This is a genomic window from Streptomyces sp. CA-210063 (assembly GCF_024612015.1).
GTDB lineage: Bacteria > Actinomycetota > Actinomycetes > Streptomycetales > Streptomycetaceae > Streptomyces.
Map to the genome: position 1 here is coordinate 4,332,519 of NZ_CP102512.1, position 22,069 is coordinate 4,354,587.

At 71.6% G+C, this 22,069-nt stretch carries 18 protein-coding genes; 11 read left to right on the forward strand and 7 right to left on the reverse strand.

From position 1 onward, the window contains the following. Positions 1-33: 33 nt before the first annotated feature. The 4 genes from ilvD to JIX56_RS18650 all read right to left on the reverse strand — a co-directional run bounded on the left by ilvD (position 34) and on the right by JIX56_RS18650 (position 4,656). Entirely contained in the window at positions 34-1,887 is a 1,854-nt protein-coding gene (ilvD, locus tag JIX56_RS18635) for a dihydroxy-acid dehydratase (RefSeq protein WP_257542141.1), read from the reverse strand. 149 nt (positions 1,888-2,036) lie between these two features. Further along, positions 2,037-2,654, reverse strand: coding sequence for a TetR/AcrR family transcriptional regulator (locus JIX56_RS18640; RefSeq protein ID WP_257542142.1), 618 nt, complete (start codon positions 2,652-2,654; stop codon positions 2,037-2,039). Further along, positions 2,651-3,472 carry a sugar phosphate isomerase/epimerase family protein gene (locus JIX56_RS18645; protein WP_257542143.1) on the reverse strand — a complete coding sequence of 274 codons (822 nt, stop codon included), beginning with the start codon at positions 3,470-3,472 and terminating at the stop codon, positions 2,651-2,653. Before JIX56_RS18645 ends, JIX56_RS18640 begins: the two co-directional genes overlap by 4 nt. Positions 3,473-3,720: 248 nt before the next feature. After that, positions 3,721-4,656 (reverse strand): Ppx/GppA phosphatase family protein, encoded by a 936-nt coding sequence (locus tag JIX56_RS18650; protein ID WP_257542144.1) that lies wholly within the window; start codon positions 4,654-4,656, stop codon positions 3,721-3,723. Positions 4,657-4,727: 71 nt separating this feature from the next. Between JIX56_RS18650 and JIX56_RS18655 the strand changes: the two genes are divergently transcribed. Further along, the gene (locus JIX56_RS18655; RefSeq protein WP_257542146.1) at positions 4,728-5,609 is read left to right on the forward strand and encodes a hypothetical protein; all 882 of its coding nucleotides are present in this window, start codon (positions 4,728-4,730) and stop codon (positions 5,607-5,609) included. 209 nt (positions 5,610-5,818) lie between these two features. Here the strand turns inward: JIX56_RS18655 and JIX56_RS18660 are convergent, their stop codons facing one another. Continuing rightward, the gene (locus JIX56_RS18660; protein ID WP_257542147.1) at positions 5,819-7,540 is read right to left on the reverse strand and encodes a BACON domain-containing protein; all 1,722 of its coding nucleotides are present in this window, start codon (positions 7,538-7,540) and stop codon (positions 5,819-5,821) included. Positions 7,541-7,788: 248 nt separating this feature from the next. Between JIX56_RS18660 and JIX56_RS18665 the strand changes: the two genes are divergently transcribed. The 3 genes from JIX56_RS18665 to disA all read left to right on the forward strand — a co-directional run bounded on the left by JIX56_RS18665 (position 7,789) and on the right by disA (position 11,979). After that, on the forward strand, positions 7,789-9,180 hold the full coding sequence (locus tag JIX56_RS18665) for an alpha/beta hydrolase (RefSeq protein ID WP_257542149.1): 1,392 nt from the start codon (positions 7,789-7,791) through the stop codon (positions 9,178-9,180). A gap of 183 nt (positions 9,181-9,363) precedes the next feature. Next, entirely contained in the window at positions 9,364-10,773 is a 1,410-nt protein-coding gene (gene radA / locus JIX56_RS18670) for a DNA repair protein RadA (RefSeq protein WP_257542151.1), read from the forward strand. An 81-nt stretch (positions 10,774-10,854) separates the two neighbouring features. Then, the gene (disA, locus tag JIX56_RS18675) at positions 10,855-11,979 is read left to right on the forward strand and encodes a DNA integrity scanning diadenylate cyclase DisA (RefSeq protein WP_257542153.1); all 1,125 of its coding nucleotides are present in this window, start codon (positions 10,855-10,857) and stop codon (positions 11,977-11,979) included. Positions 11,980-12,171: 192 nt separating this feature from the next. On the opposite strand, the gene JIX56_RS18680 is transcribed toward disA, so the two are convergent. Then, entirely contained in the window at positions 12,172-13,005 is an 834-nt protein-coding gene (locus JIX56_RS18680) for a hypothetical protein (protein ID WP_257542155.1), read from the reverse strand. 293 nt (positions 13,006-13,298) lie between these two features. Between JIX56_RS18680 and JIX56_RS18685 the strand changes: the two genes are divergently transcribed. The 6 genes from JIX56_RS18685 to cseC all read left to right on the forward strand — a co-directional run bounded on the left by JIX56_RS18685 (position 13,299) and on the right by cseC (position 19,401). Then, positions 13,299-14,390 carry an LLM class flavin-dependent oxidoreductase gene (locus JIX56_RS18685; protein ID WP_257550964.1) on the forward strand — a complete coding sequence of 364 codons (1,092 nt, stop codon included), beginning with the start codon at positions 13,299-13,301 and terminating at the stop codon, positions 14,388-14,390. Positions 14,391-14,649: 259 nt separating this feature from the next. Next, positions 14,650-15,573, forward strand: a complete 924-nt coding sequence (locus JIX56_RS18690) for an A/G-specific adenine glycosylase (RefSeq protein ID WP_257542157.1) — start codon at positions 14,650-14,652, stop codon at positions 15,571-15,573. A 325-nt stretch (positions 15,574-15,898) separates the two neighbouring features. Further along, on the forward strand, positions 15,899-16,450 hold the full coding sequence (locus tag JIX56_RS18695) for a SigE family RNA polymerase sigma factor (protein ID WP_045562650.1): 552 nt from the start codon (positions 15,899-15,901) through the stop codon (positions 16,448-16,450). Then, positions 16,438-17,115 (forward strand): hypothetical protein, encoded by a 678-nt coding sequence (locus tag JIX56_RS18700; protein ID WP_257542159.1) that lies wholly within the window; start codon positions 16,438-16,440, stop codon positions 17,113-17,115. Before JIX56_RS18695 ends, JIX56_RS18700 begins: the two co-directional genes overlap by 13 nt. Before the next feature lie 57 nt (positions 17,116-17,172). Further along, complete coding sequence (cseB, locus tag JIX56_RS18705) at positions 17,173-17,877, forward strand: two-component system response regulator CseB (RefSeq protein ID WP_257542160.1); 705 nt, start codon at positions 17,173-17,175, stop codon at positions 17,875-17,877. A gap of 15 nt (positions 17,878-17,892) precedes the next feature. After that, positions 17,893-19,401: a two-component system sensor histidine kinase CseC gene (cseC, locus tag JIX56_RS18710; protein ID WP_257542163.1), complete on the forward strand. Its 1,509-nt coding sequence runs from the start codon at positions 17,893-17,895 to the stop codon at positions 19,399-19,401. Between the two features lie 191 nt (positions 19,402-19,592). Here the strand turns inward: cseC and JIX56_RS18715 are convergent, their stop codons facing one another. Further along, positions 19,593-21,203, reverse strand: coding sequence for an MDR family MFS transporter (locus JIX56_RS18715; protein WP_257542165.1), 1,611 nt, complete (start codon positions 21,201-21,203; stop codon positions 19,593-19,595). Positions 21,204-21,399: 196 nt separating this feature from the next. Here JIX56_RS18715 and JIX56_RS18720 point away from each other — a divergent pair, with 196 nt between their 5' ends. Continuing rightward, positions 21,400-22,026 carry a TetR/AcrR family transcriptional regulator gene (locus JIX56_RS18720; protein WP_257542167.1) on the forward strand — a complete coding sequence of 209 codons (627 nt, stop codon included), beginning with the start codon at positions 21,400-21,402 and terminating at the stop codon, positions 22,024-22,026. The last annotated feature ends 43 nt before the right edge of the window (positions 22,027-22,069 follow it).

The following is a 22,069-nucleotide window of genomic DNA, read 5'->3' on the forward strand; positions in this document are numbered from 1 at the left end:
TTGACAGCCGTTCAGTCCAGCCGCCGAAAGACCTCAGCCCAGCTTGCTGACATCCCGCACCGCGCCCTTGTCCGCGCTGGTGGCCATCGCGGCGTACGCCTTCAGCGCGGCCGACACCTTGCGCTCGCGGTTCTTCGGGGCGTAGACGCCGTTGAGGGCCTGGTCGCGGCGGGCCAGTTCGGCGTCGTCGACCAGCAGCTCGATCGAACGGTTCGGGATGTCGATGCGGATGCGGTCGCCGTCCTCGACGAGGGCGATCGTGCCGCCGCCGGCCGCCTCGGGCGAGGCGTGGCCGATGGAGAGGCCGGAGGTGCCGCCGGAGAAGCGGCCGTCGGTGATGAGCGCGCAGGTCTTACCCAGGCCGCGGCCCTTGAGGTACGAGGTCGGGTAGAGCATCTCCTGCATGCCGGGGCCGCCCTTGGGGCCCTCGTAGCGGATGACGACGACGTCGCCGTCCGTGATCTCTTTCATGAGGATCTTCTGGACGGCCTCTTCCTGCGACTCGCAGACGACCGCCGGGCCCTCGAACGTCCAGATCGACTCGTCGACGCCGGCCGTCTTCACCACGCAGCCGTCGACGGCGAGGTTGCCCTTCAGCACCGCCAGACCGCCGTCCTTGGAGTACGCGTGCTCGGCGGAGCGGATGCAGCCGCCCTCGGCGTCCTCGTCCAGGGAATCCCAGCGCTCGGACTGGGAGAAGGCCTCGGCGGAGCGGACGCAGCCGGGGGCCGCGTGCCACAGCTCCACGGCCTTGGGGGACGGGGAGCCGCCGCGCACGTCCCAGGTCTTCAGCCAGTCGGCGAGGGAGGCGCTGTGGACGGAGTTCACGTCCTCGTTGAGCAGGCCCGCGCGGTGCAGTTCGCCCAGCAGGGCGGGGATGCCGCCGGCGCGGTGCACGTCCTCCATGTAGTACGTGCGGTCCTTGGCGACGTTCGGCGCGACCTTCGCGAGGCACGGCACACGGCGCGAGACCGCGTTGATCTCGTCCAGGCCGAAGGGGACGCCCGCCTCCTGGGCGGCGGCCAGCAGGTGCAGGATCGTGTTGGTCGAGCCGCCCATGGCGATGTCGAGGGCCATGGCGTTCTCGAAGGCCGCGAAGTTCGCGATCGAGCGGGGCAGGACCGTCTTGTCGTCCTGCTCGTAGTAGCGGCGGGTGATGTCCATGACCGTACGGGCGGCGTCCTCGTACAGCGCCTTGCGGGCGGTGTGGGTGGCGAGGACCGAGCCGTTGCCCGGGAGGGAGAGGCCGATGGCCTCGGTCAGGCAGTTCATCGAGTTGGCGGTGAACATGCCGGAGCAGGAGCCGCAGGTCGGACAGGCGTTCTCCTCGATACGGAGGATGTCCTCGTCCGAGATCTTGTCGTTCACGGCGTCGGAGATCGCGTCGACCAGGTCGAGCGTGCGGACCGTGCCGTCGACGAGCGTGGCCCGGCCGGACTCCATGGGGCCGCCGGAGACGAAGACGGTCGGGATGTTGAGGCGCAGGGCCGCGTTCAGCATGCCCGGGGTGATCTTGTCGCAGTTGGAGATGCAGATCAGGGCGTCGGCGCAGTGGGCCTCGACCATGTACTCCACGCTGTCCGCGATCAGGTCGCGGGAGGGCAGGCTGTACAGCATGCCGCCGTGGCCCATCGCGATGCCGTCGTCCACTGCGATCGTGTTGAACTCTCGCGGGATGCCGCCGGCCTCGCGGATCGCCTCGCTGACGATGCGGCCGACCGGCTGGAGGTGGGTGTGGCCCGGCACGAACTCGGTGAAGGAGTTCGCGACCGCGATGATCGGCTTGCGGCCGATGTCCGCGCCCGGTACACCGGAGGCGCGCATAAGGGCGCGTGCGCCCGCCATGTTGCGGCCGTGGGTGACTGTGCGGGACCTCAGCTCGGGCATCGCGCTCGCCTCGCTCCTTCGGAGAATGATGACTGATGTCGAGCCTACGCCCGTCATCCAGTGGGCGGACACATTGTCCGGAATGCGGGACGACCGTCTCGGTTTCCGGCTGCGGGCCGGTGGGGCTTCCCGCGCAGTTCCCCGCGCCCCTAAAGGGGCGCGGTCAGGTGGGCCTGCACCACAGGCGCCACCCTCTCGATGATCTGCTCCGGGTCCGCCGAGGCCAACGGCTCGACCTTGATCACGTACCGCAGTATCGCCACGCCCACCAGCTGCGCCGCCGCCAGCTCGGCGCGTAGTTCCGCGTCCGGGACGTCCAGGCGGCCCGCGATGCGGCGGAGCACCTGGGTCGCGATGATGCGGCGGAAGACGGCGGCCGCGGTCTCGTTGTTCACGGCGGAGCGGACGATCGCGAGGAGGGGCGTACGGGTCGCCGGGTTCTCCCAGACGCCGAAGACGAACCGGGTCAGCCGCTCGCCGACGCCTTCGAGGGGACCCTCCTCCACGGCCTTCGGGGCCTCCATGGCCGGTGCGAAGGCGACCGTGACGGAGGCCTCGAACACCTGCTCCTTCGTCCCGAAGTAGTGGTGCACGAGCGCCGAGTCCACCCCGGCGGCCTTGGCGATGCCGCGTACGGACGTCTTGTCGTAGCCGCGCTCGGAGAACTCCTCGCGGGCCGCGGCGAGGATGCGGTCGCGGGCGGCGGGGGTGTCGGCCGATTCCGTACGGGGAGGCCGTCCCCGGCGGCGGGGGGTGGCCGAAGTCACGGCCGGGGGACCTGCACGGCGGAGGCGAGGTGCAGCCGGGTGAAGGCGAGGGCCTCCGCCAGGTCGGCCTCGCGCTCGGCGGCGGACATGGCGCGGCGGGTGTTGACCTCGATGACGACGTGGCCGTCGAAACCGCTCAGGGCGAGACGTTCCAGCAGCTCGGCGCAGGGCTGGCTGCCGCGGCCGGGGACGAGGTGCTCGTCCTTGGCCGATCCCTTGCCGTCCGCCATGTGCACATGGCCGAGGCGGTCGCCCATGCGGTCGACCATCTCCAGGGCGTCGGTGCGGGAGGTCGCGGCGTGGCTGAGGTCGATCGTGAAGTGCCGGTAGTCGTCCTTCGTGACGTCCCAGTCGGGGGCGTACGCCAGCATCTCGCGGTCGCGGTAGCGCCAGGGATACATGTTCTCGACGGCGAACCGTACGTCCGTCTCGTTCGCCATCCGCCAGATCCCGGTGACGAAGTCGCGCGCGTACTGGCGCTGCCAGCGGAACGGGGGGTGCACGACGACCGTGCTCGCGCCGAGCTTCTCGGCGGCCGCCTGGGCGCGCTGGAGCTTGACCCACGGGTCGGTGGACCAGACCCGCTGGGTGATCAGCAGGCAGGGAGCGTGCACGGCGAGGATCGGGATCTGGTGGTAGTCGGAGAGGCGGCGCAGGGCCTCCAGGTCCTGGCTGACCGGGTCGGTCCAGACCATGACCTCCACGCCGTCGTAGCCCAGGCGCGCGGCGATCTCGAAGGCCGTCGCCGTCGACTCCGGATACACGGAGGCCGTGGACAGGGCGACCTTCGCGTTCGGGATCCGCACGACGTCTGCCACGTCGCACAGCCTACGGGGTGCCTCCGGCGGTTTGGCCCGGGGGCTCGAGGGTTGGCCGGGTGCAGGGTGCTCTCGCCTGTGCGCCGTTGGAGGTACTCGACGAGGGCGGCTACCGACCCGTCGTGGTTGCTCGCGCAGTTCCCCGCGCCCCTTAAAGGCGCCGGGCGCGACCCACGCTGCCGAGGGGCGCGGGGAACTGCGCGACCAGCTCCCACCGGACCCGCAGCCGATCACGCACCCCACCTGACCTATGCCGTACTGCCCATGTGATCAAGCCGCCGCAGGATCACGCCCTCCCGCAGCGCCCAGGGGCAGATCTCCAGGGTCTGCACCTGGAACAGATCCATCGCGGCCTCGGCCACCAGCGCGCCCGCGGGGAGCTGGTTGGCGCGGCCTTCGGAGACACCGGGGAGTGCGGCGCGTTGGGCGGTGGTCATGCCGGCGAGCTTGGGGACCCAGCTTTCGAGGGCGCCGCGCTTGAGGTCGCGCTGGACGTAGAGGCCCTCGGCGGAGCGGGCGGCGCCGCCGATGCGGGCGAGCTGCTTGAAGGTCTTGGAGGTGGCGACGACGTGGTCGGGGGCGCCGAAGCGGCTGAACTCGCCGACCGTACGGGCGATCTCGGTCCGGACGTGGCGGCGCAGGGCGCGTATCTCGTCGGGGGTGGGCGGGTCGCCGGGGAGCCATCCGGCGGTGAGGCGGCCGGCGCCGAGGGGCAGGGAGACGGTGGCGTCGGGCTCCTCGTCGATGCCGTAGGCGATCTCCAGGGAGCCGCCGCCGATGTCGAGGACGAGGAGCTTGCCGGCCGACCAGCCGAACCAGCGGCGGACGGCGAGGAAGGTCAGCCGGGCCTCTTCCGCGCCGGTGAGGACCTGCAGCTCGACGCCGGTCTCGTCCTGGACGCGGGCGAGGACGTCGTCGGCGTTGCTGGCCTCGCGCACCGCGGAGGTGGCGAACGGGAGCAGTTCCTCGACGCCCTTGTCCTCGGCGGCCTGGAGCGCCTCGTGGACGACGGCTATGAGTTTGTCGACTCCTTCGGGGCCGATCGCCCCGTCCTCGTCGAGGAGTTGGGCAAGGCGTAGCTCCGCCTTGTGCGAGTGCGCGGGCAGGGGGCGCGCGCCCGGGTGTGCGTCCACCACCAGCAGATGCACCGTGTTCGATCCCACGTCGAGGACACCGAGTCTCATGTACGGAACGCTACTGCCAGCGGAGCCGTGTGCCGTCCTCGATGTGCTCTCGGGCGCCGTACCCTGGACGGGTGCCAAAGACGAAAAAGGCAAAGGCCGACAAGTCGGCAGCGGGAGCGGCCGCGGCCGGCGGCTCTTCGCGGGCGAAGGCGGCGACCAAGCCACCCAAGTCGAAGAAGGACTCGGCGGAGTCCACCGCCCCGGACGAGAAGGGGCTCGATTTCGCGCGCGCGTGGGTGGAGTTTCCGGATCCCGCGGACGACGAGCAGGTCTTCCGCTGCGATCTGACATGGCTGACCTCTCGCTGGAACTGCGTCTTCGGCAGCGGCTGCCAGGGCATCCAGGCGGGCCGCGCGGCCGACGGGTGCTGCAGCCTCGGTGCCCACTTCTCCGACGAGGACGACGAGAAGCGGGTCGCCGAGCATGTGGCGAGGCTCACTCCGGAGCTCTGGCAGTTCCACGACGTGGGCACGGAGACCGGCTGGGTCTCCGAGGACGAGGACGGCGACCGCCAGACCCGCCCGTACCAGGGGTCGTGCATCTTCCAGAACCGGCCCGGTTTCGCCGGTGGCGCGGGCTGCTCGCTGCACATCCTGGCGCTGAAGGAGGGCCGCGAGCCGCTGGAGACAAAGCCGGACGTCTGCTGGCAGTTGCCGATCCGACGGACGTACGACTGGATCGACCGGCCCGACGACACGCGCGTGCTGCAGGTGTCGATCGGTGAGTACGACCGCCGCGGCTGGGGTCCGGGCGGCCATGACCTGCACTGGTGGTGCACGTCGGCGACCTCGGCGCACGGCGCGGGCGACCCGGTGTACGTGTCGTACCGGCCGGAGCTGACCGAGCTGATGGGCAAGGCGGGGTACGACCGTCTGGTCGAGCTGTGCGAGCAGCGGCTGGCGTCCCGGCTGCCGCTGGTGGCTCCGCATCCGGCGGATCCCGTACGACCGTAAGCGCGTTACGAGGGGGTGTGTTGAAGGTCCCGCGCGGTGCCCGCGGTGTTCGGTGCGTGGCCTCGGCGTGCCGGACGAAGGCCCTCGATGGGGGTCCCCCCGCTCGAGCGAAGCCGAGAGTGGGGGAGGAGCTACTTGGGTCTTTGGCCGGTGCGGCGAGGGTGCGTGCCGGGCGCCGCGGGTGCTGTGCGGGACCTTCAACACACCCCCTAGCCCGGCGGGGGGTCTCCTCCGCCGTCGCTCGGCGGCGGGGTCGGGCCCGGGTCGCTCGGCGCCTGATCGGTGGGTGTCGGGGTCGGGTCCGGCTGGGCCGGGCCGGTGGGCGTGGGGTCCGGGTCGGGCGTCGGGGGCGGGGCGGTGGGCCTCGGCGGGCCCGGGTCCAGGACCGGCGGCGTGGGGCGGGAGTCGACCGGAGGCGCCGGCATCGGGCCGTAGCCCTCGATCGTGACCACGGTGCCCGAGGGGGCGAGGAAGACCTGTGCCGTCCAGTACCCGCCGGGCTCGCTCAGCTGGTCGACGTACACCTTGATCGTCAGTGACTCGCCGGGTTCCAGGGTGCCCGAGGACTGGCTGAGGTAGAGCCAGTCCTCGCCGGTGCGGGCGGACCAGTGGACGGGTGAGTCGCCGGTCGCCCTCAGGGTGACGAGGGTGGTGTCACCGTCGTTGGAGGCGGTGACGGAGAGCGCGCCCCACCCGTGCCCCTTCCCCCGGCTGACCTCCACGGAGACGTCGTCCACCGCGTGCTTGCCCTTGCCGAGGTGGGCGCCGGGCCTGGTGGCGTTGCCCGCGTTCTCGTACGCGTCGCCGCTGCCGTCGCCGACGGTCCCGTCGCCCTCGCCCTGCTCCTCGCCCGCGCTGACGGAGCGGCCGTCACCGCCCTCGCCGATGAGGGGGGCGCTGCGGTAGGCGGCCCACAGGGCGAGGACGGGCGCGGCGACGACGGTGGCGACGACGGTCGTCGTGACGGCACGCGCGCGCAGCCGGTCCCGGCGGGCCGCGTGGTCCCTCGGGTCCATGGGGAAACCGCGCCGGTCGAAGCGCGGGGCGCCGCCACGCGCGCGCGTGAGGTGCGCCATCGCCAGGGCCAGGGCCGCGCGCGGCGCTTCGAGCACGGGCAGCGCGGCGGGCGTGACGCTCGTGCCGGGCCAGCGGCCGGGGACGGCGCGCTCGGCGGCCCGGCGGCAGACGGGGCAGTCGTCGACGTGCCGGACGAGTTCGCGGCGCAGGGTGGCGCCGAGGACGAGCTGATGATCACCGGTCAGACGGGCGACGCTCGGGCAGGCGCCGGTCTCGACGACGGCGAGGGCCGCGCGGGTGCGCTCCACCTCGCAGGCGGCGGAGGCGAGCAGTTCGCGCGCGGCGGCGGGGTCCATCCCCAGCACATCGGCGACCTCGTGCGCGGCGAGCTGATGCCGCACGGCCAACTCCAGCGCCTCGCGCTGCTCGGGGGTGGTGCCGGCGGCCTCCGGCCAGGCGAGGAGGGCGAGTTCACGCCGCCGCTGCCGCTCCTCGTCCGCGGAGAGGGCCACGGACCTGACGGCGGTCCTCGCGGCGCGCGGCTTCTCGGTCCCGCCGCCGTGTACGGCTTGGCGCCCGGAGGCATGCGTGCCCGGACGTTTCTGCCGGACCTCGGCGAGCTTGCGCAGACAGGCCCACCGGGCCAGCGCGTACAGCCAGGCCCTGCGGTCGTCCGCGGCATCCGGACCCCGACGGCGCTCGGCGAGCGCGAGGACGTCCGCCAGGGCCGCGGTCGCCGTGTCGTGGTCGCAGAGCACGGACATGCAGTAGGTGAACAGGCCGTCCAGGTACGGCTCGTAGCGCGCCGACGGGCGCTGCGCCACTGCGTGCGCCGCCGCCCGATCGCGCGCCTCGCGGTGGGCCCGGTGGGCGCCGGTGATGCGGGTCGAGGTCTCCGGACTGGTGCTCATCATTCGTGGACGGTAGGCGTCCGGGAGCGGCACCTTCTCGCCCGTTCAGCACATTTACCCCGTACGGGTGAAACGATCCCTCATAAGGGGACAGGAATCCCGGATTCCGCTGCGAGCCGGGCGAATGTTGTGCACTTTCTTGACCACGACAACGAAACAGCCCTACATTCCCAGGGGTTCAAGGCATCTCCAGTTACGCCCGGTTACTCCGGTCCCCCCGTCCCCACGCGTCGACAGGAGCCCCACTCCTCATGCCCGCACGCACCCGCCGCTCCACCCCCCGCACCCTCGCCGCCCTCGCCGCGGCCGTCGTCCTCTCCCTGACCAGCGCCTCCGTCTCGACCGCCAGTCCACAGACGGCCGCCACGGCCGCCTCGACCGCCGAGCGCCTCAGCGGCACGCTCGCCGACGGCGCCACCTGGATCGCCGATGTGCCGGAGAACTGGAACGGCACCCTGATCGTCTTCAGCCACGGCTTCGGCGCCAGGGCCGCCCAGAACGCCCCCCGCGAGGCCGTACGCCTGCGCCTCCTCGAAGAGGGCTACGCGCTCACCGGCTCCTCCTACGACGTGAGCGAGACCCTCTGGGGCCTGGAGAGCGCGGAGCGCGACCAGGTCGCCACCATCGCGGCGGTCACCGAGAAGATCGGCGAACCCACCCGCACCCTCGCCATGGGCCAGTCCATGGGCGGACTGGTCAACGCGCAGCTCGCCCGCTCCGGGGCCGGCGGGATCGACGGCGCCCTGGGCCTGTGCGGCCTCGTGGCCGGTGCCAACGACCTGCACGGCTACCAGCTCGACGCCGAGTACACGATCGCCCGACTGCTGCTCCCCGACACACCTGTGAAGCTGGTGGACTTCGCCTCCGAGGCCGAGGGCGCCACCACCGGCCAGCAGCTCACCGACGCCGTCGTCGCCGCGCAGAAGACTCCCGAGGGCCGCGCACGTATCGCCCTCGCCGCCGCCTACCTCAACCTGCCCGCCTGGGCCCCCGGCAAGGACCGCCCCGCCGCCGGCGACTGGGAGGAGCAGCAGGCCCAGCAGTACGACTGGTTCGCACAAGGCATCCTCAGCCGCGTCGAGGGCGCCCGCTACCACGTCGAGAAGGCCCTCGGCGGCAACAACTCCGGGAACAAGGGCATCGACTACGCCCGCCTGCTGTCCACGTCCCAGCACGCGCCCCTGGTCAAGGCCCTGTACCGAGAGGCCGGCCTCGACCTCCGGGCCGACCTCGAGAACCTGACCGCCAACGCGAAGATCAAGGCCGACCCGTCCGCCGTCGCCACCGGCGAACGCACCTCCTCCGCCGGCCAGGGCCTCGCCGTCCCCCTCCTCGACATCCACACCACCGCCGACGACCTCGTCCCCGTCGAACAGGAGAACCGCTTCGCCGACCGCGTCCGCGCCTCCGGCGACGGCCCCCTGCTCCGCCAGGCCTACGTCGAGCGCCAGGGCCACTGCACCTTCACCACCGCCGAGACCGTCTCCGCCCTCCACGCCCTGGAGTCCCGCCTCGACACCGGCCGCTGGGGCGCCTCCGCGACCCCGGGCGCCCTCCAGACCGCCGCCCTCGCCCTCGGCCTCGACGGCGCGGCCTACGTCCCGTACCACCCGGCGGAGCTGACGATCGGGCGACGCCTGTAGGACACCGTGCGCCCGCGCCCCGAAAGGGGCGCGGGGACCGCGCGAGCAACCACGCACCACCCGCGGCCGCCCCACATGAACGCCCCCACGGCGAACAGGCGCCCAGCCGCCCCGAAGCCCCGGCCGCACAGGCGTTCCGGCCAACCGTCGGAGACTGTCGGTGCGCTCCGTTACGGTTCGTGCATGGCTGCCCGTACGAAGACCGCGAAGGACCGGCCGTCCTACCGCTGCACAGAGTGCGGCTGGCAGACGGCCAAGTGGCTCGGCCGCTGCCCCGAATGCCAGGCATGGGGCACGGTCGAGGAGTACGGCGCGCCCGCGGTCCGTACGACGGCCCCCGGCCGGGTCACCACCTCCGCCGTCCCCATCGGCCAGGTCGACGGCCGCCAGGCCGCGGCCCGCACCACCGGCGTCCCGGAACTCGACCGGGTCCTCGGCGGCGGCCTCGTCCCCGGCGCCGTCGCCCTCCTCGCCGGCGAACCCGGCGTGGGCAAGTCCACCCTCCTCCTCGACGTCGCGGCCAAATCCGCGAGCGCCGAACACCCGACGCTCTACGTGACGGGCGAGGAGTCCGCCAGCCAGGTCCGCCTACGGGCCGACCGCATCAACGCCCTCCACGACCACCTCTACCTGGCCGCCGAGACCGACCTCGCCGCCGTGCTCGGCCACTTGGACGCGGTCAAACCGTCCCTCCTGATCCTCGACTCGGTCCAGACGGTCGCCTCCCCGGAGATCGACGGCGCCCCCGGCGGCATGGCCCAGGTCCGCGAGGTCGCCGGCGCCCTCATCCGCGCCTCCAAGGACCGCGGCATGTCGACACTCCTCGTGGGCCATGTCACCAAGGACGGCGCGATCGCCGGCCCACGCCTGCTGGAGCACCTCGTCGACGTGGTCCTGCACTTCGAGGGCGACCGCCACGCCCGCCTCCGCCTGGTCCGCGGCGTCAAGAACCGCTACGGCGCGACGGACGAGGTCGGCTGCTTCGAGCTGCACGACGAGGGCATCACCGGTCTCACCGACCCCAGCGGCCTCTTCCTCACCCGCCGCGACGAACCGGTCCCGGGCACCTGCCTGACGGTGACCCTGGAGGGCCGCCGCCCCCTGGTCGCGGAAGTGCAGTCGCTCACAGTCGACTCGCAGCTCCCCTCCCCCCGCCGTACGACGTCCGGCCTGGAGACCTCCCGCGTCTCGATGATGCTCGCGGTCCTGGAGCAGCGCGGCCGCATCAGCGCCCTCGGCAAGCGGGACATCTACTCGGCGACGGTCGGCGGCGTGAAGCTCTCGGAGCCCGCCGCGGACCTCGCGATCGCGCTCGCCCTGGCCTCCGCGGCGACCGACACCCCCCTGCCCAAGAACCTCGTGGCGATCGGCGAAGTGGGCCTCGCGGGCGAGGTCAGACGGGTGACCGGGGTCCAGCGCCGCCTCTCCGAGGCACACCGCCTGGGCTTCACGCACGCGCTCGTTCCGTCCGATCCCGGCAAGGTTCCTCCCGGTATGAAGGTCCTGGAAGTGGCCGACATGGGAGACGCGCTCCGGGTACTGCCCCGATCGCGTCGGCGAGAGGCCCCACGGGACGAGGAGGACCGCCGGTAGACTTTGCCCAGGTCTCGCCCGTCCGTACGAACCACGTGTGCGAAACGGGAGCGCCCCAGATCCTGCGACCCGAGGAGTGCAGTGGCAGCCAACGACCGGGCAGCAGCTCCCGGAAAGTCCGGTGGGAGCTCCGGTGCCGATGGCCTGATGCGCGCCTCACTGAGCGCCGTGGCCCCAGGCACGGCGCTGCGCGACGGGCTTGAACGGATTCTCCGCGGCAACACCGGCGGACTCATCGTGCTGGGCTCCGACAAGACCGTCGAAGCCATGTGCACGGGCGGTTTCGTGCTGGATGTCGAGTTCACGGCCACGCGGCTGCGCGAGCTGTGCAAGCTGGACGGCGGCATCGTCCTGTCCTCGGACCTGTCCAAGATCCTCCGAGCGGGCGTCCAGCTGGTCCCCGACCCCACGATCCCGACCGAGGAGACGGGCACCCGGCACCGCACCGCCGACCGCGTGAGCAAACAGGTCGGCTACCCGGTCGTGTCCGTCTCCCAGTCGATGCGCCTGGTCGCGCTGTACGTCGACGGCCACCGGCGCGTGCTGGAGGACTCGGCGGCGATCCTGTCCCGCGCGAACCAGGCCCTCGCGACCCTGGAGCGGTACAAGCTCCGCCTGGACGAGGTGGCGGGTACCCTCTCCGCGCTGGAGATCGAGGACCTGGTGACGGTCCGGGACGTCTCGGCGGTCGCCCAGCGACTGGAGATGGTCCGCCGCATCGCCACCGAAATCGCTGAATACGTGGTCGAACTGGGCACGGACGGCCGCCTGTTGGCCCTCCAGCTCGACGAGCTGATCGCGGGCGTCGAACCGGAACGCGAGCTGGTGGTCCGGGACTATGTGCCCGAGCCGACGGCCAAGCGCTCCCGTACGGTCGACCAGGCCCTCCACGAACTCGACGCCCTCACCCACGCCGAGCTCCTCGAACTCTCCACCGTCGCCCGCGCCCTGGGTTACACCGGCTCCCCCGAGGGCATGGACTCCGCCGTCTCTCCTCGCGGCTTCCGCCTCCTGGCCAAGGTCCCCCGCCTCCCGGGCGCCATCATCGACCGCCTCGTCGAACACTTCGGCGGCCTCCAGAAACTCCTCGCCGCCAGCGTCGACGACCTCCAGGCGGTCGACGGAGTGGGCGAGGCCCGAGCGCGCAGCGTCCGCGAGGGACTGTCGCGCTTGGCGGAGTCGTCGATCCTTGAGCGTTACGTCTGACCCCGCCCTCCGCCTCATTCAGCCGCCCTCAGGCACTCTCAGCCTGTCCGGCGTCCGAGGACGAGGCCGAAGGCCGAAGGCCGAAGGCCGAAGGCCGACAAGGGGGGTCTGGGGGCGCAGCCCCCAGGATGGGACGAGTAGGGGCGGCGGGGGCGATGAAACCCCGTGCCCGACCCAGTCGTCAGTCCTTCGTCAGTCGTTCTCCAGCACGAAGGACTGACGGGCCGTGGCCAGTCCAGGTGCCTTCGCCTCGACGAGATACGTCCCGGCCGCAGCCGAACCGGCCGAAGGCGTCGCACAGTTCGGCGCGCTGGGGTCCCGGTTCCACTCCACGGTGTAGGTGACCCGGTCCCCGGCCGGCACCTTGAACAGCAGGCTGCCCGCGGTCTCATGACAGTCGTCCGACGCCCAGAACGCGTCGTCCTCCCCGGCCGCGGTGATCGTCACCACCGTGTTGTCCGGCCCGAGATCGAGCTTGCAGTCACTGCCGGAGGAGTTACGGGCGATGAGCTCGAACGTGGGGTTCACCCCGGGCCCGTACTCGTTGCGAACACTGCGCACGGTCAACTTCACGGCCCCGGCGGTGCAGTCGGGCAAGCTGGACCCCGCCGGGACCTGCTCGCCGGAGCTGCTCCCGTTCTTGCCCCCGTCGTCCGACGTACCGCCCCCGGCGGCACCGGACCCGCCATCGGCGCCCCCGGCCCCGGAGTCCGCGTCGGAACCGGACCCGGAAGTGGAGCCGGATCCCGAACCGGCGCTCCCGGAACTCGACTCGTCGCCCGACTCGTCGCGCCCGCCCGGCGCTTCACTGATCGCGGGACCGGAACCGGACGGCCCGGGGGTGATGGAGGTCACGGGATTCTTGCCGTCGGGCTCGCCCGCGTTGTTGTCGCCGTTCCCGCCACCCCTGGTGACGACCCATACGATCAGCAGCGCGAGCAGACCGACGACGGTCAGCAGAATGGCCCTCCGTCGCCAGTAGATGGAGGAGGGAAGCGGCCCGATCGGATTGCGCAGAGATCCCACGGCGCAAACTGTACGAGAGATCCGCCTCGCCACTTGCCCCACCCGCCGCCCTCAACCTCAACTTTTCCGGATCATCATCCCGGTCGTGCCCGCCACTGCCCTGACCGGGCAGTTCACGATCGCGGTACGTGAGCGTAGGCCCCGGCTGTGCACTGTCCGTGACCGTGACAGTGCCGCGCGAGGAGGGCGAACTCCCGGGCCGCCCATGTCCGTTCACGAAATCCACGCCTGCCACAATCGGCACCATCACCAAAGCGCGTCGGAGGATCGGGAGTACGACGATGGGCGAATCCATGGAACCGACGTCGAGGCCGCTGCGGAAGCTGGGGTTCCTGACCATCGGGCTGTTCGACGAGGCCGACCCCCGCCGGGGCCACGAATCGACCCTGGAGATCATCGAACTCGGCGAACAACTCGGCTTCGACAGCGCGTGGCTGCGCCACCGTCATCTCCAGTACGGCATCTCCTCCCCCGTCGCGGTCCTCGCGGCGGCCTCGCAGCGCACGAGCCGTATCGAACTGGGCACCGCCGTCATCCCGCTGGGCTGGGAGAACCCGCTGCGGCTCGCCGAGGACCTGGCCACGGTCGACCTCCTCTCCGGCGGCCGGCTCAACCCGGGCGTCAGCGTCGGACCGCCGATGCACTACGACACCGTCAAGCCGGCGCTCTACCCGGACACCGCCGACGCGGAGGACTTCAGCTTCGAACGGGTCCGGCGCCTCCTCGGCTTCGTACGAGGTGAAGCGGCCACCGACTTCAGCGGCACCGAGGGGTTCGAAGTGTTCTCGGACCGGGTCCAGCCGCACTCCCCCGGGCTGGGCGCTCGTATGTGGTACGGCGGCGGCAGCCTCCGATCGGCACGGTGGGCCGGGGAGAACGGGATGAACTTCCTGACCAGCAGCGTGGTGAAGGCGGAGGGGCCTGAGACGGGAACCGGGGCTGGTGCTGCGTCTGGGTCCGGGTCCGGGTCCGGGTCCGGGTCCGGGTCCGGTGAGGTCGACTTCGCCCGCATCCAGCTTTCCCACATCCGCGAGTTCCGGGCGCATCACCCCGACGGGGAGCGCGCCCGGGTGTCGCAGGGGCTCGTCGTCATCCCCACCGACTCGGCCAGTGCGGAGCAGCGCGCCAGGTACGAGGCGTACGCGGCGAAGCGGCTGCCCCGGACCACCGCGCCGCAGGGGCCGGCCCGGCTTCTCTTCGCGCCGGATCTGGTCGGTACCTCCGCCGAGATCGCCGAACAGCTGCACGCCCACGTCGCCTTCCGCGAGATCGACGAGGTCGCCTTCGCACTGCCGTTCACCTTCGAGCATGAGGACTACGTTCAGATCCTCACGGACATCGCGACGAAGGTGGGGCCGGAACTGGGCTGGCGCCCGGCGGCCTGAAACCGCACGCGGGACAGCTCGGGGGGGGGTGCGGTTCATCGGCGGGTGCGGGTGATTCGTGGTTGCTCGCGCAGTTCCCCGCGCCCCTAAAAAGACACGGCCCCTGCGGGCCGAAAAGCACGGGGCGCAGGCCCTGCTTTTCAGGTGCGCGGGGAACTGCGCGAGAAGTCCCCACCCACCCGCACTCGCCAACCCACCCCAGACACCCCCCACCAGAAGCCACCCCCATCCACCCCCGCATGGCAGGATCGACCGTGCCATGACTGCACCCACGAAGCCTCAGAGCAGCCCTGCCACCGAAGCCCCCGCCCCCACCGAACTGCACACCCCGGTGATCGCCTGGTTCGAGACGCATGCCCGTGATCTGCCCTGGCGGCGGCCGGAGGCCGGGCCGTGGGGGGTGATGGTCAGCGAGTTCATGCTGCAGCAGACACCGGTCAACCGCGTACTGCCCGTCTATGAGCAGTGGTTGGCACGCTGGCCCCGGCCGGCGGACCTCGCGAGGGAGGCGCCGGGCGAGGCGGTGCGGGCCTGGGGCCGGCTCGGGTATCCGCGGCGCGCGCTGCGGCTGCACGGCGCGGCGGTGGCCATAACGGAACGGCACGGCGGAGACGTACCGCGGGACCATGCGCAGCTGCTCGCGCTGCCGGGGATCGGCGAGTACACGGCCGCGGCGGTGGCGTCGTTCGCGTACGGGCAGCGGCACGCCGTGCTCGACACGAACGTGCGGCGCGTCTTCGCCCGCGCGGTGAGCGGCACGCAGTACCCGCCGAACGCGACCACCGCCGCCGAGCGCAAGCTGGCCCGGGCCCTGCTGCCCGAGGACGACGGCGTGGCGTCCCGCTGGGCGGCCGCGTCGATGGAGCTGGGCGCGCTGGTGTGCACGGCGAAGAACGAGACGTGCCACCGCTGTCCGATCGCCGGGCAGTGCGCCTGGCGGCTCGCCGGGAAGCCCGCGCACGACGGCCCGGCGCGGCGCGGTCAGACGTACGCCGGTACCGACCGTCAGGTCCGCGGCAAGCTCCTCGCCGTACTGCGGGACGCGATCACGCCCGTACCGCAGGACGTCCTCGACCGGGTGTGGGACGAGCCCGTGCAGCGCGCCCGCGCCCTCGACGGCCTGGTCGCCGACGGACTGGTGGAACCCCTCCCGGACGGCCTCTACCGGCTCCCCCTCACCTGACGCACCTGACACACCTGACACCGCACAGCCCGCGCCGCATCGCCGAGGCACGACCGCAACACAGACCCCGGTCGGGCCTGACCGGGCCCGACCGGGTAAATCACCCCACACCCTCCCCAAAGGCCAACCGGCTTTACCCCTTTCCTGCTTCTGTTACACAACCGACGGACAGCCGAGCGTTCTCCGCAGGCTGCCTCGGACGTCACCGTGACAACCGCTCCGTAGCTTCATTGGCGTACCGCAGGAACACGCGGGACGAAGCGGCGGACAACCGGCGGCACGCGGATGCGCGGGCGCCGGAAACGGGGAACGGAGGCGGTTGATCATGGCGCACGGCGAGGTGCTCGAATTCGAGGAGTACGTCCGCACTCGGCAGGACGCGCTGCTGCGCAGCGCCCGCCGGCTGGTGCCGGACCCGGTGGACGCCCAGGATCTGCTGCAGACGGCGCTGGCGCGGACGTACGGCCGTTGGGACGGCATAGCGGACAAGCGGCTGGCGGACGCGTATCTGCGCCGGGTCATGATCAACACGCGGACGGAGTGGTGGCGGGCCCGGAAGCTGGAGGAGGTCCCGACCGAGCAGCTGCCGGACGCCTGCATCGAGGACTCCACCGAGCAGCACGCGGACCGCGCCCTCCTCATGGACATCATGAAGGTCCTGGCTCCCAAGCAGCGCAGTGTCGTGGTCCTGCGACACTGGGAGCAGATGTCCACGGAGGAGACGGCCGCCGCCCTCGGTATGTCGGCCGGCACGGTCAAGAGCACCCTGCACCGTGCGCTGGCGCGGCTCCGCGAGGAGCTGGAGTCGCGGGACCACGAAGAGCGCGCCGCCCGTGCGCTCGAAGCGAGCGAGGAGCAGGAGCGTTGCGCGGCCTGAGCACAGCGGCCGGCCCGGGTCCAAGGGCCAGGCAGGTCACGAAGGCGGTGATCACGGCGGTGGCCGTGCTCGCCGCCCTCGGCCTTTCCGTCTCCGCCTGCGGTACGGGCGGGACCGGCGCACGCGACGAGGGACCGGCCGACAACGACTCCCTCGCGGCGGGCGCGGCCTCGCCGTCCGCCTCCGCCTCGGCCGACTCCGACGGCGACCACCCGAGTGTCGAGGAGGTCGTCCGCATGGTCCGGGCGGACCCGGCGGTCAGCAGGACGGTCAAGAGCGATCTGAAGCCGTGTGTGGCCGACGAGTACCCGGTGGACGTGACGTACGGGGGTCTGACCGGGGGTTCGGCCGACGACCTCGTGGTCAATGTGATGACCTGCGCGGACGCCGTCGGTGTGGCGTCGTACGTGTACCGCGCGGAGAAGGGGAAGTACCGGAGCGTCTTCCTCTCCGAACAGCCCCCCGTCTACGCGGAGATCGACCGGGGCGACCTCCTGGTCACCCGGCAGCTGTACGAGAATGGCGACCCGTCGTCGTACCCGTCCAGCGAGGAAGTGACCACGTACCGCTGGATCAAGGACCGTTTCGTACAGCGGACCAGTACGCGCACCGAGTACAGCACCGCGGTGGGCGGCACGGAATCTGCCACCCCCGAACCGGGCTGAGACCGACTGCGACCCCGACCCCGATCAGTACCGACCGAGAGTGAACGAGATCACCGGATGGCAGAGCAGACCCATGTCCTGTTCGTCGAGGACGACGACGTCATCCGCGAGGCCACCCAGCTCGCGCTGGAGCGGGACGGCTTCGCGGTCACGGCCATGCCCGACGGGCTGTCGGGCCTGGAGGCGTTCCGCGCGGACCAGCCCGACATCGCGCTCCTCGACGTCATGGTGCCGGGCCTGGACGGGGTCTCCCTGTGCCGCCGTATCCGTGACGAGTCGACCGTCCCGGTGATCATGCTCTCCGCGCGCGCCGACTCCATCGACGTCGTGCTGGGCCTGGAGGCGGGCGCCGACGACTATGTGACCAAGCCGTTCGACGGTGCCGTCCTGGTCGCCCGGATCCGCGCGGTCCTGCGCCGCTTCGGGCACGCGAGCGGCGACGCCAAGGCCGACGAGTCCGCTGCCGCCGGCACCGGCGGGGTGCTCACCTTCGGCGAGCTGGTGGTGGACACCGAGGGCATGGAGGTCCGGAAGTCCGGGGTGCCGGTGGCGCTGACGCCGACCGAGATGCGACTGCTGCTCGAGTTCTCCTCCGCCCCCGGCACGGTCCTGTCCCGCGACAAGCTGCTCGAACGCGTGTGGGACTACGGCTGGGGTGGCGACACCCGGGTCGTCGACGTCCACGTCCAGCGCCTCCGGACGAAGATCGGCCAGGACCGCATCGAGACGGTCCGCGGCTTCGGCTACAAGCTCAAGGCCTGAGCGGGGCGTGGTGACATGAACCTGAGGGGCATACGAGGCGGGCGGGGGCCGGAGACGTCGGGCGCCGCCGGCAGCGGGGGTGGGTCGGGTGCCGCCGGGCTCGGGGCCGGGGCGGGTGCCGCCGGTGGCGGAAGCGGAACCGCCGTCGGGGCCGCCGTCGGGGCCTCTGCCGGCCGCCGGACCGGCCCTGGCTTCGCGTCGGGCATCCGTACCGGCCTGCGATGGCAGCTCAGCGCGGCGATCGCGCTGGTCGGGGCGCTGGTGGCGATCGCGCTGAGCCTGGTCGTGCACAACGCGGCGCGCGTGTCGATGCTCGACAACTCACGCGACCTGGCCGACGAGCGCATCCAGGTCGCCCAGCGGATGTACGAGTCGGGGCGTCGGCTGAAGTCCGGTGCCTTCGGGGTGAAGCTCGACGACCCCGCCATCCCGAGGGACCTGCTGGCCAAGGTGGCGGAGGGCCGCCGGGCCACCTTCGTGTCGGAGGGCGAGAACGGCGTGCCCGACATCTGGGCGGCGGTCCCGCTGAAGGACGGCCGCGTCCTGTCCCTGCACACCGACTTCACCGACCACAGCTCCGCCGTGATGCGGGACCTCGACCAGGCCCTGCTCATCGGCTCGATCGCGGTCGTCTTCGGCGGCTCGGCCCTCGGTGTGCTCATCGGCGGCCAGATGTCCCGCCGGCTGCGCAAGGCGGCGGCCGCCGCGCACGAGGTGGCCAAGGGCGAGTCCGACGTACGGGTGCAGGACGCGATCGGCGGTGTCGTACGCGACGAGACCGCCGAGCTGGCACGGGCCGTGGACGCCATGGCCGACACGCTGCGGCAACGCATCGAGGCGGAGCGCCGGGTGACGGCGGACATCGCCCACGAGCTGCGTACGCCGGTGACCGGCCTCCTGACGGCCGCGGAACTCCTCCCTCCGGGCCGCCCCTCCGAACTGGTCCGCGACCGCGCCCAGGCGATGCGCACCCTCGTCGAGGACGTGCTGGAGGTGGCCCGCCTCGACGGGGCCTCCGAGCGGGCCGAGCTGCAGGACATCGTGCTGGGCGAGTTCGTGGCCCGGCGGGTGGCGGCGAAGGACGCGGGGGTGCGCGTCCAGATCGTGCACGAGTCGGCGGTCACGACGGATCCGCGTCGCCTCGAACGCGTCCTGCTGAACCTCATCGCCAACGCGGCGAAGCACGGCAGGCCGCCGATCGAGGTCTCCGTCGAGGGCCGCGTGATCCGGGTCCGCGATCACGGCCCCGGCTTCCCCGAGGAGCTCCTCGCCGACGGCCCCCGCCGCTTCCGCACCGGCGCCTCCGACCGCGCCGGCCAGGGCCACGGCCTGGGCCTCACCATCGCCGCCGGCCAGGCCCGCGTCCTGGGCGCCCGCCTGACCTTCCGCAACGTCCGCCCACCCGGCTCCCCGGACGACGTACCGTCCGAGGGCGCGGTCGCGGTTCTGTGGCTCCCGGAACACGCCCCGACGAACACGGGCAGCTACCCGATGCTGCCGATGTCGGGTGATGGGGTGGGGTGAGCTGGGGCCGTGGGTTGTCTGCGGCTGAGTGGGGGCCGATCGCGCGGTTCCCCGCGCCCCTTGACGGCATAGGTCGCGCCCGGGGTTTTTAGGGGCACGGGGAACTGCGCGAGCAACCACCGACCCACCCGCACCCGCCGACGCACCGAACCCCCCGAGCTCTCAGGCGCACTCAGGGGGTTCGAACGGGGTCAGACCGTCATCGTCTCCTTGGCCCCGGCAACCCCACTGCCGGCCTCCGCCGCCTCAGACCCCCCGGCCCCCCGCAACGGCACCTCCTTCACGAACACCGCGGCCACCAGCGCCACCACGGAGACGACCGCCCCCAGCAGAAACGCCGAGTGGGTCCCGGAAGAGACCGCGTACTGGTACGCCTCCCGCGCCGCCACCGGCAACTTCGCCAGACTCGCCGCGTCCAGCTGCGCCGACCGCTCGGTGACCTCGGACCCCAACGCCCCGGCCCGCTCGGCCATCACGTCCTGCACCCGGCTGTTGAACAGCGCCCCCATGATCGCGACCCCGAAGGACGACCCGAGCGTCCGGGCCAGCGTGGTCGTGGACGACGCGACCCCCATGTCCTTCATCTCGACACTGTTCTGCGCGACGAGCATGGTGATCTGCATCAGACATCCCATACCGGCACCCAGCACCGCCATGAACACCCCGGACGTCACCCGGCTCGTACCGGTGTCCATCTGCGCCAGCAGAAACAGCCCCACGATCATCAGCGCGCTCCCGACGACCGGGAAGACCTTGTACCGCCCGCTCCCCGTGGTCACCCGCCCGGCGACCATCGACACCGCGAGCATCGCCCCCAGCATCGGCAGCAGCAACAGCCCGGAGTTGGTCGCGGACGCACCCTGCACGGACTGCTGGAACAGCGGCAGGAACAGCACCGCCCCGAACATCACGAACCCGGTGAAGAAACCGATCACGGACATCAGCGTGAAGTTCCGGCTGCGGAAGATGTGCAGCGGTATCACCGGCTCCGCCACCCGCTTCTGCACGAACAGGAACCCCACCAGCGAGGCCACCCCGATCGCGATCAGCTCCATGATGACGGCCGACCCCCAGGCGTACTCGGTCCCGCCCCATGTCGTGACCAGCACGATCGCCGTGATGCCGACGGTCAGCAGCGCCGCGCCCAGGTAGTCGATGTTCCGCGCCGACCGGCCGTCCCGCGACGGCTTCGGCAGATGCAGTACGGCGCTGACGGCGACCAGCGCCACGACGCCGAGCGGCAGGTTGATGTAGAAGGACCAGCGCCATCCCCAGTGGTCGGTGATGGTCCCGCCGACCAGCGGCCCGGCGATCATGGCGAGGGCCATCACCCCGGCCATCATCCCCTGGTACTTGCCCCGCTCGCGCGGCGGTATCAGGTCGCCGATGATCGCCATGACGCCGACCATCAGCCCGCCGGCCCCGAGCCCCTGGACCGCCCGGAACGCGATCAGCTGGCCCATGTCCTGGGCCATCCCGCTCAGCGCCGACCCGATCAGGAAGATCACGATCGAGGTCATGAAGACTTGCTTGCGGCCGTAGAGGTCGCCGAGCTTGCCCCAGATGGGGGTGGAGGCGGCGGTCGCGAGCGTGTACGCGGTGACGACCCAGGAGAGGTGCTCCAGGCCCCCGAGCTCACCCACGATCGTCGGCATCGCGGTCCCGATGATCATGTTGTCGAGCATCGCGAGCAGCATGGCGATCATGAGCGCGAGCAGCACGACCCGCACACTGCGCGGCTGCGGCCCGTCCGTCCCACCGCCCGTCCCACCGCTCGCTTCCCTCTTGGTTTCCGCGTCCATCACGGTCCTCCACTCCCCCCGGAGCCTTGCGCACTCACTGCCGCGCTCTCACCCGCCGGGGTACTTACTTGCCGACCGGCTAGTTGTCTACACTTAGGGAAGCTAGGGCTCTAACTAGCCGGGCGTCAAGTAAGTTCGACGGGCTTGGCCGAGGCTTGACCGACCCAGGCCTTCCGCGACGGCGAGGAGTACGAGGATGAGCGGCACGACAGACGACGTCACGGCGGACGTCGGCGGTGACCCGACGCCCAAGCGGCAGCGTCGCGGCGACACGCGTCAGCGCATCCAGGACGTCGCCCTCGAACTCTTCGCCGAGCAGGGATACGAGAAGACCTCGCTGCGGGAGATCGCCGAGCGCCTGGACGTGACGAAAGCGGCGCTCTACTACCACTTCAAGACCAAGGAAGACATCCTCATCGGCCTCTTCCAGGACCTGCGGCGCCCGATCGACGAACTGATCGAGTGGGCGGACGCCCAGCCGCGCACCCTCGACACCAAGCGGGAGATCCTCCGCCGCTACAGCGTGGCCCTGGCCGACGTGGCCCCCCTCTTCCGCTTCATGCAGGAGAACCAGGCAACGGTGCGCGAGCTGAGCGTCGGCGAGACGTTCAAGGACCGCATGCTCCGCCTGATCGACACCGTCAAGGAGCCGGACGCCGCCCTGACCGACCAGGTCCGCTGCGTCAGCGCCCTGTTCACCATGCACGCCGGGATGTTCGGCCTCCGGGACGTCGAAGGCGACCCCGAGGACAAGCGCAAGGCGGTCCTGGAGGTCGCGATCGATCTGGTGACACAGGCGCACGCCGGCGCGCGGAGCTCCTGAAAGCCACCGCATTCGGGTGTCGGCCCCCTGCTGACGCCGTACG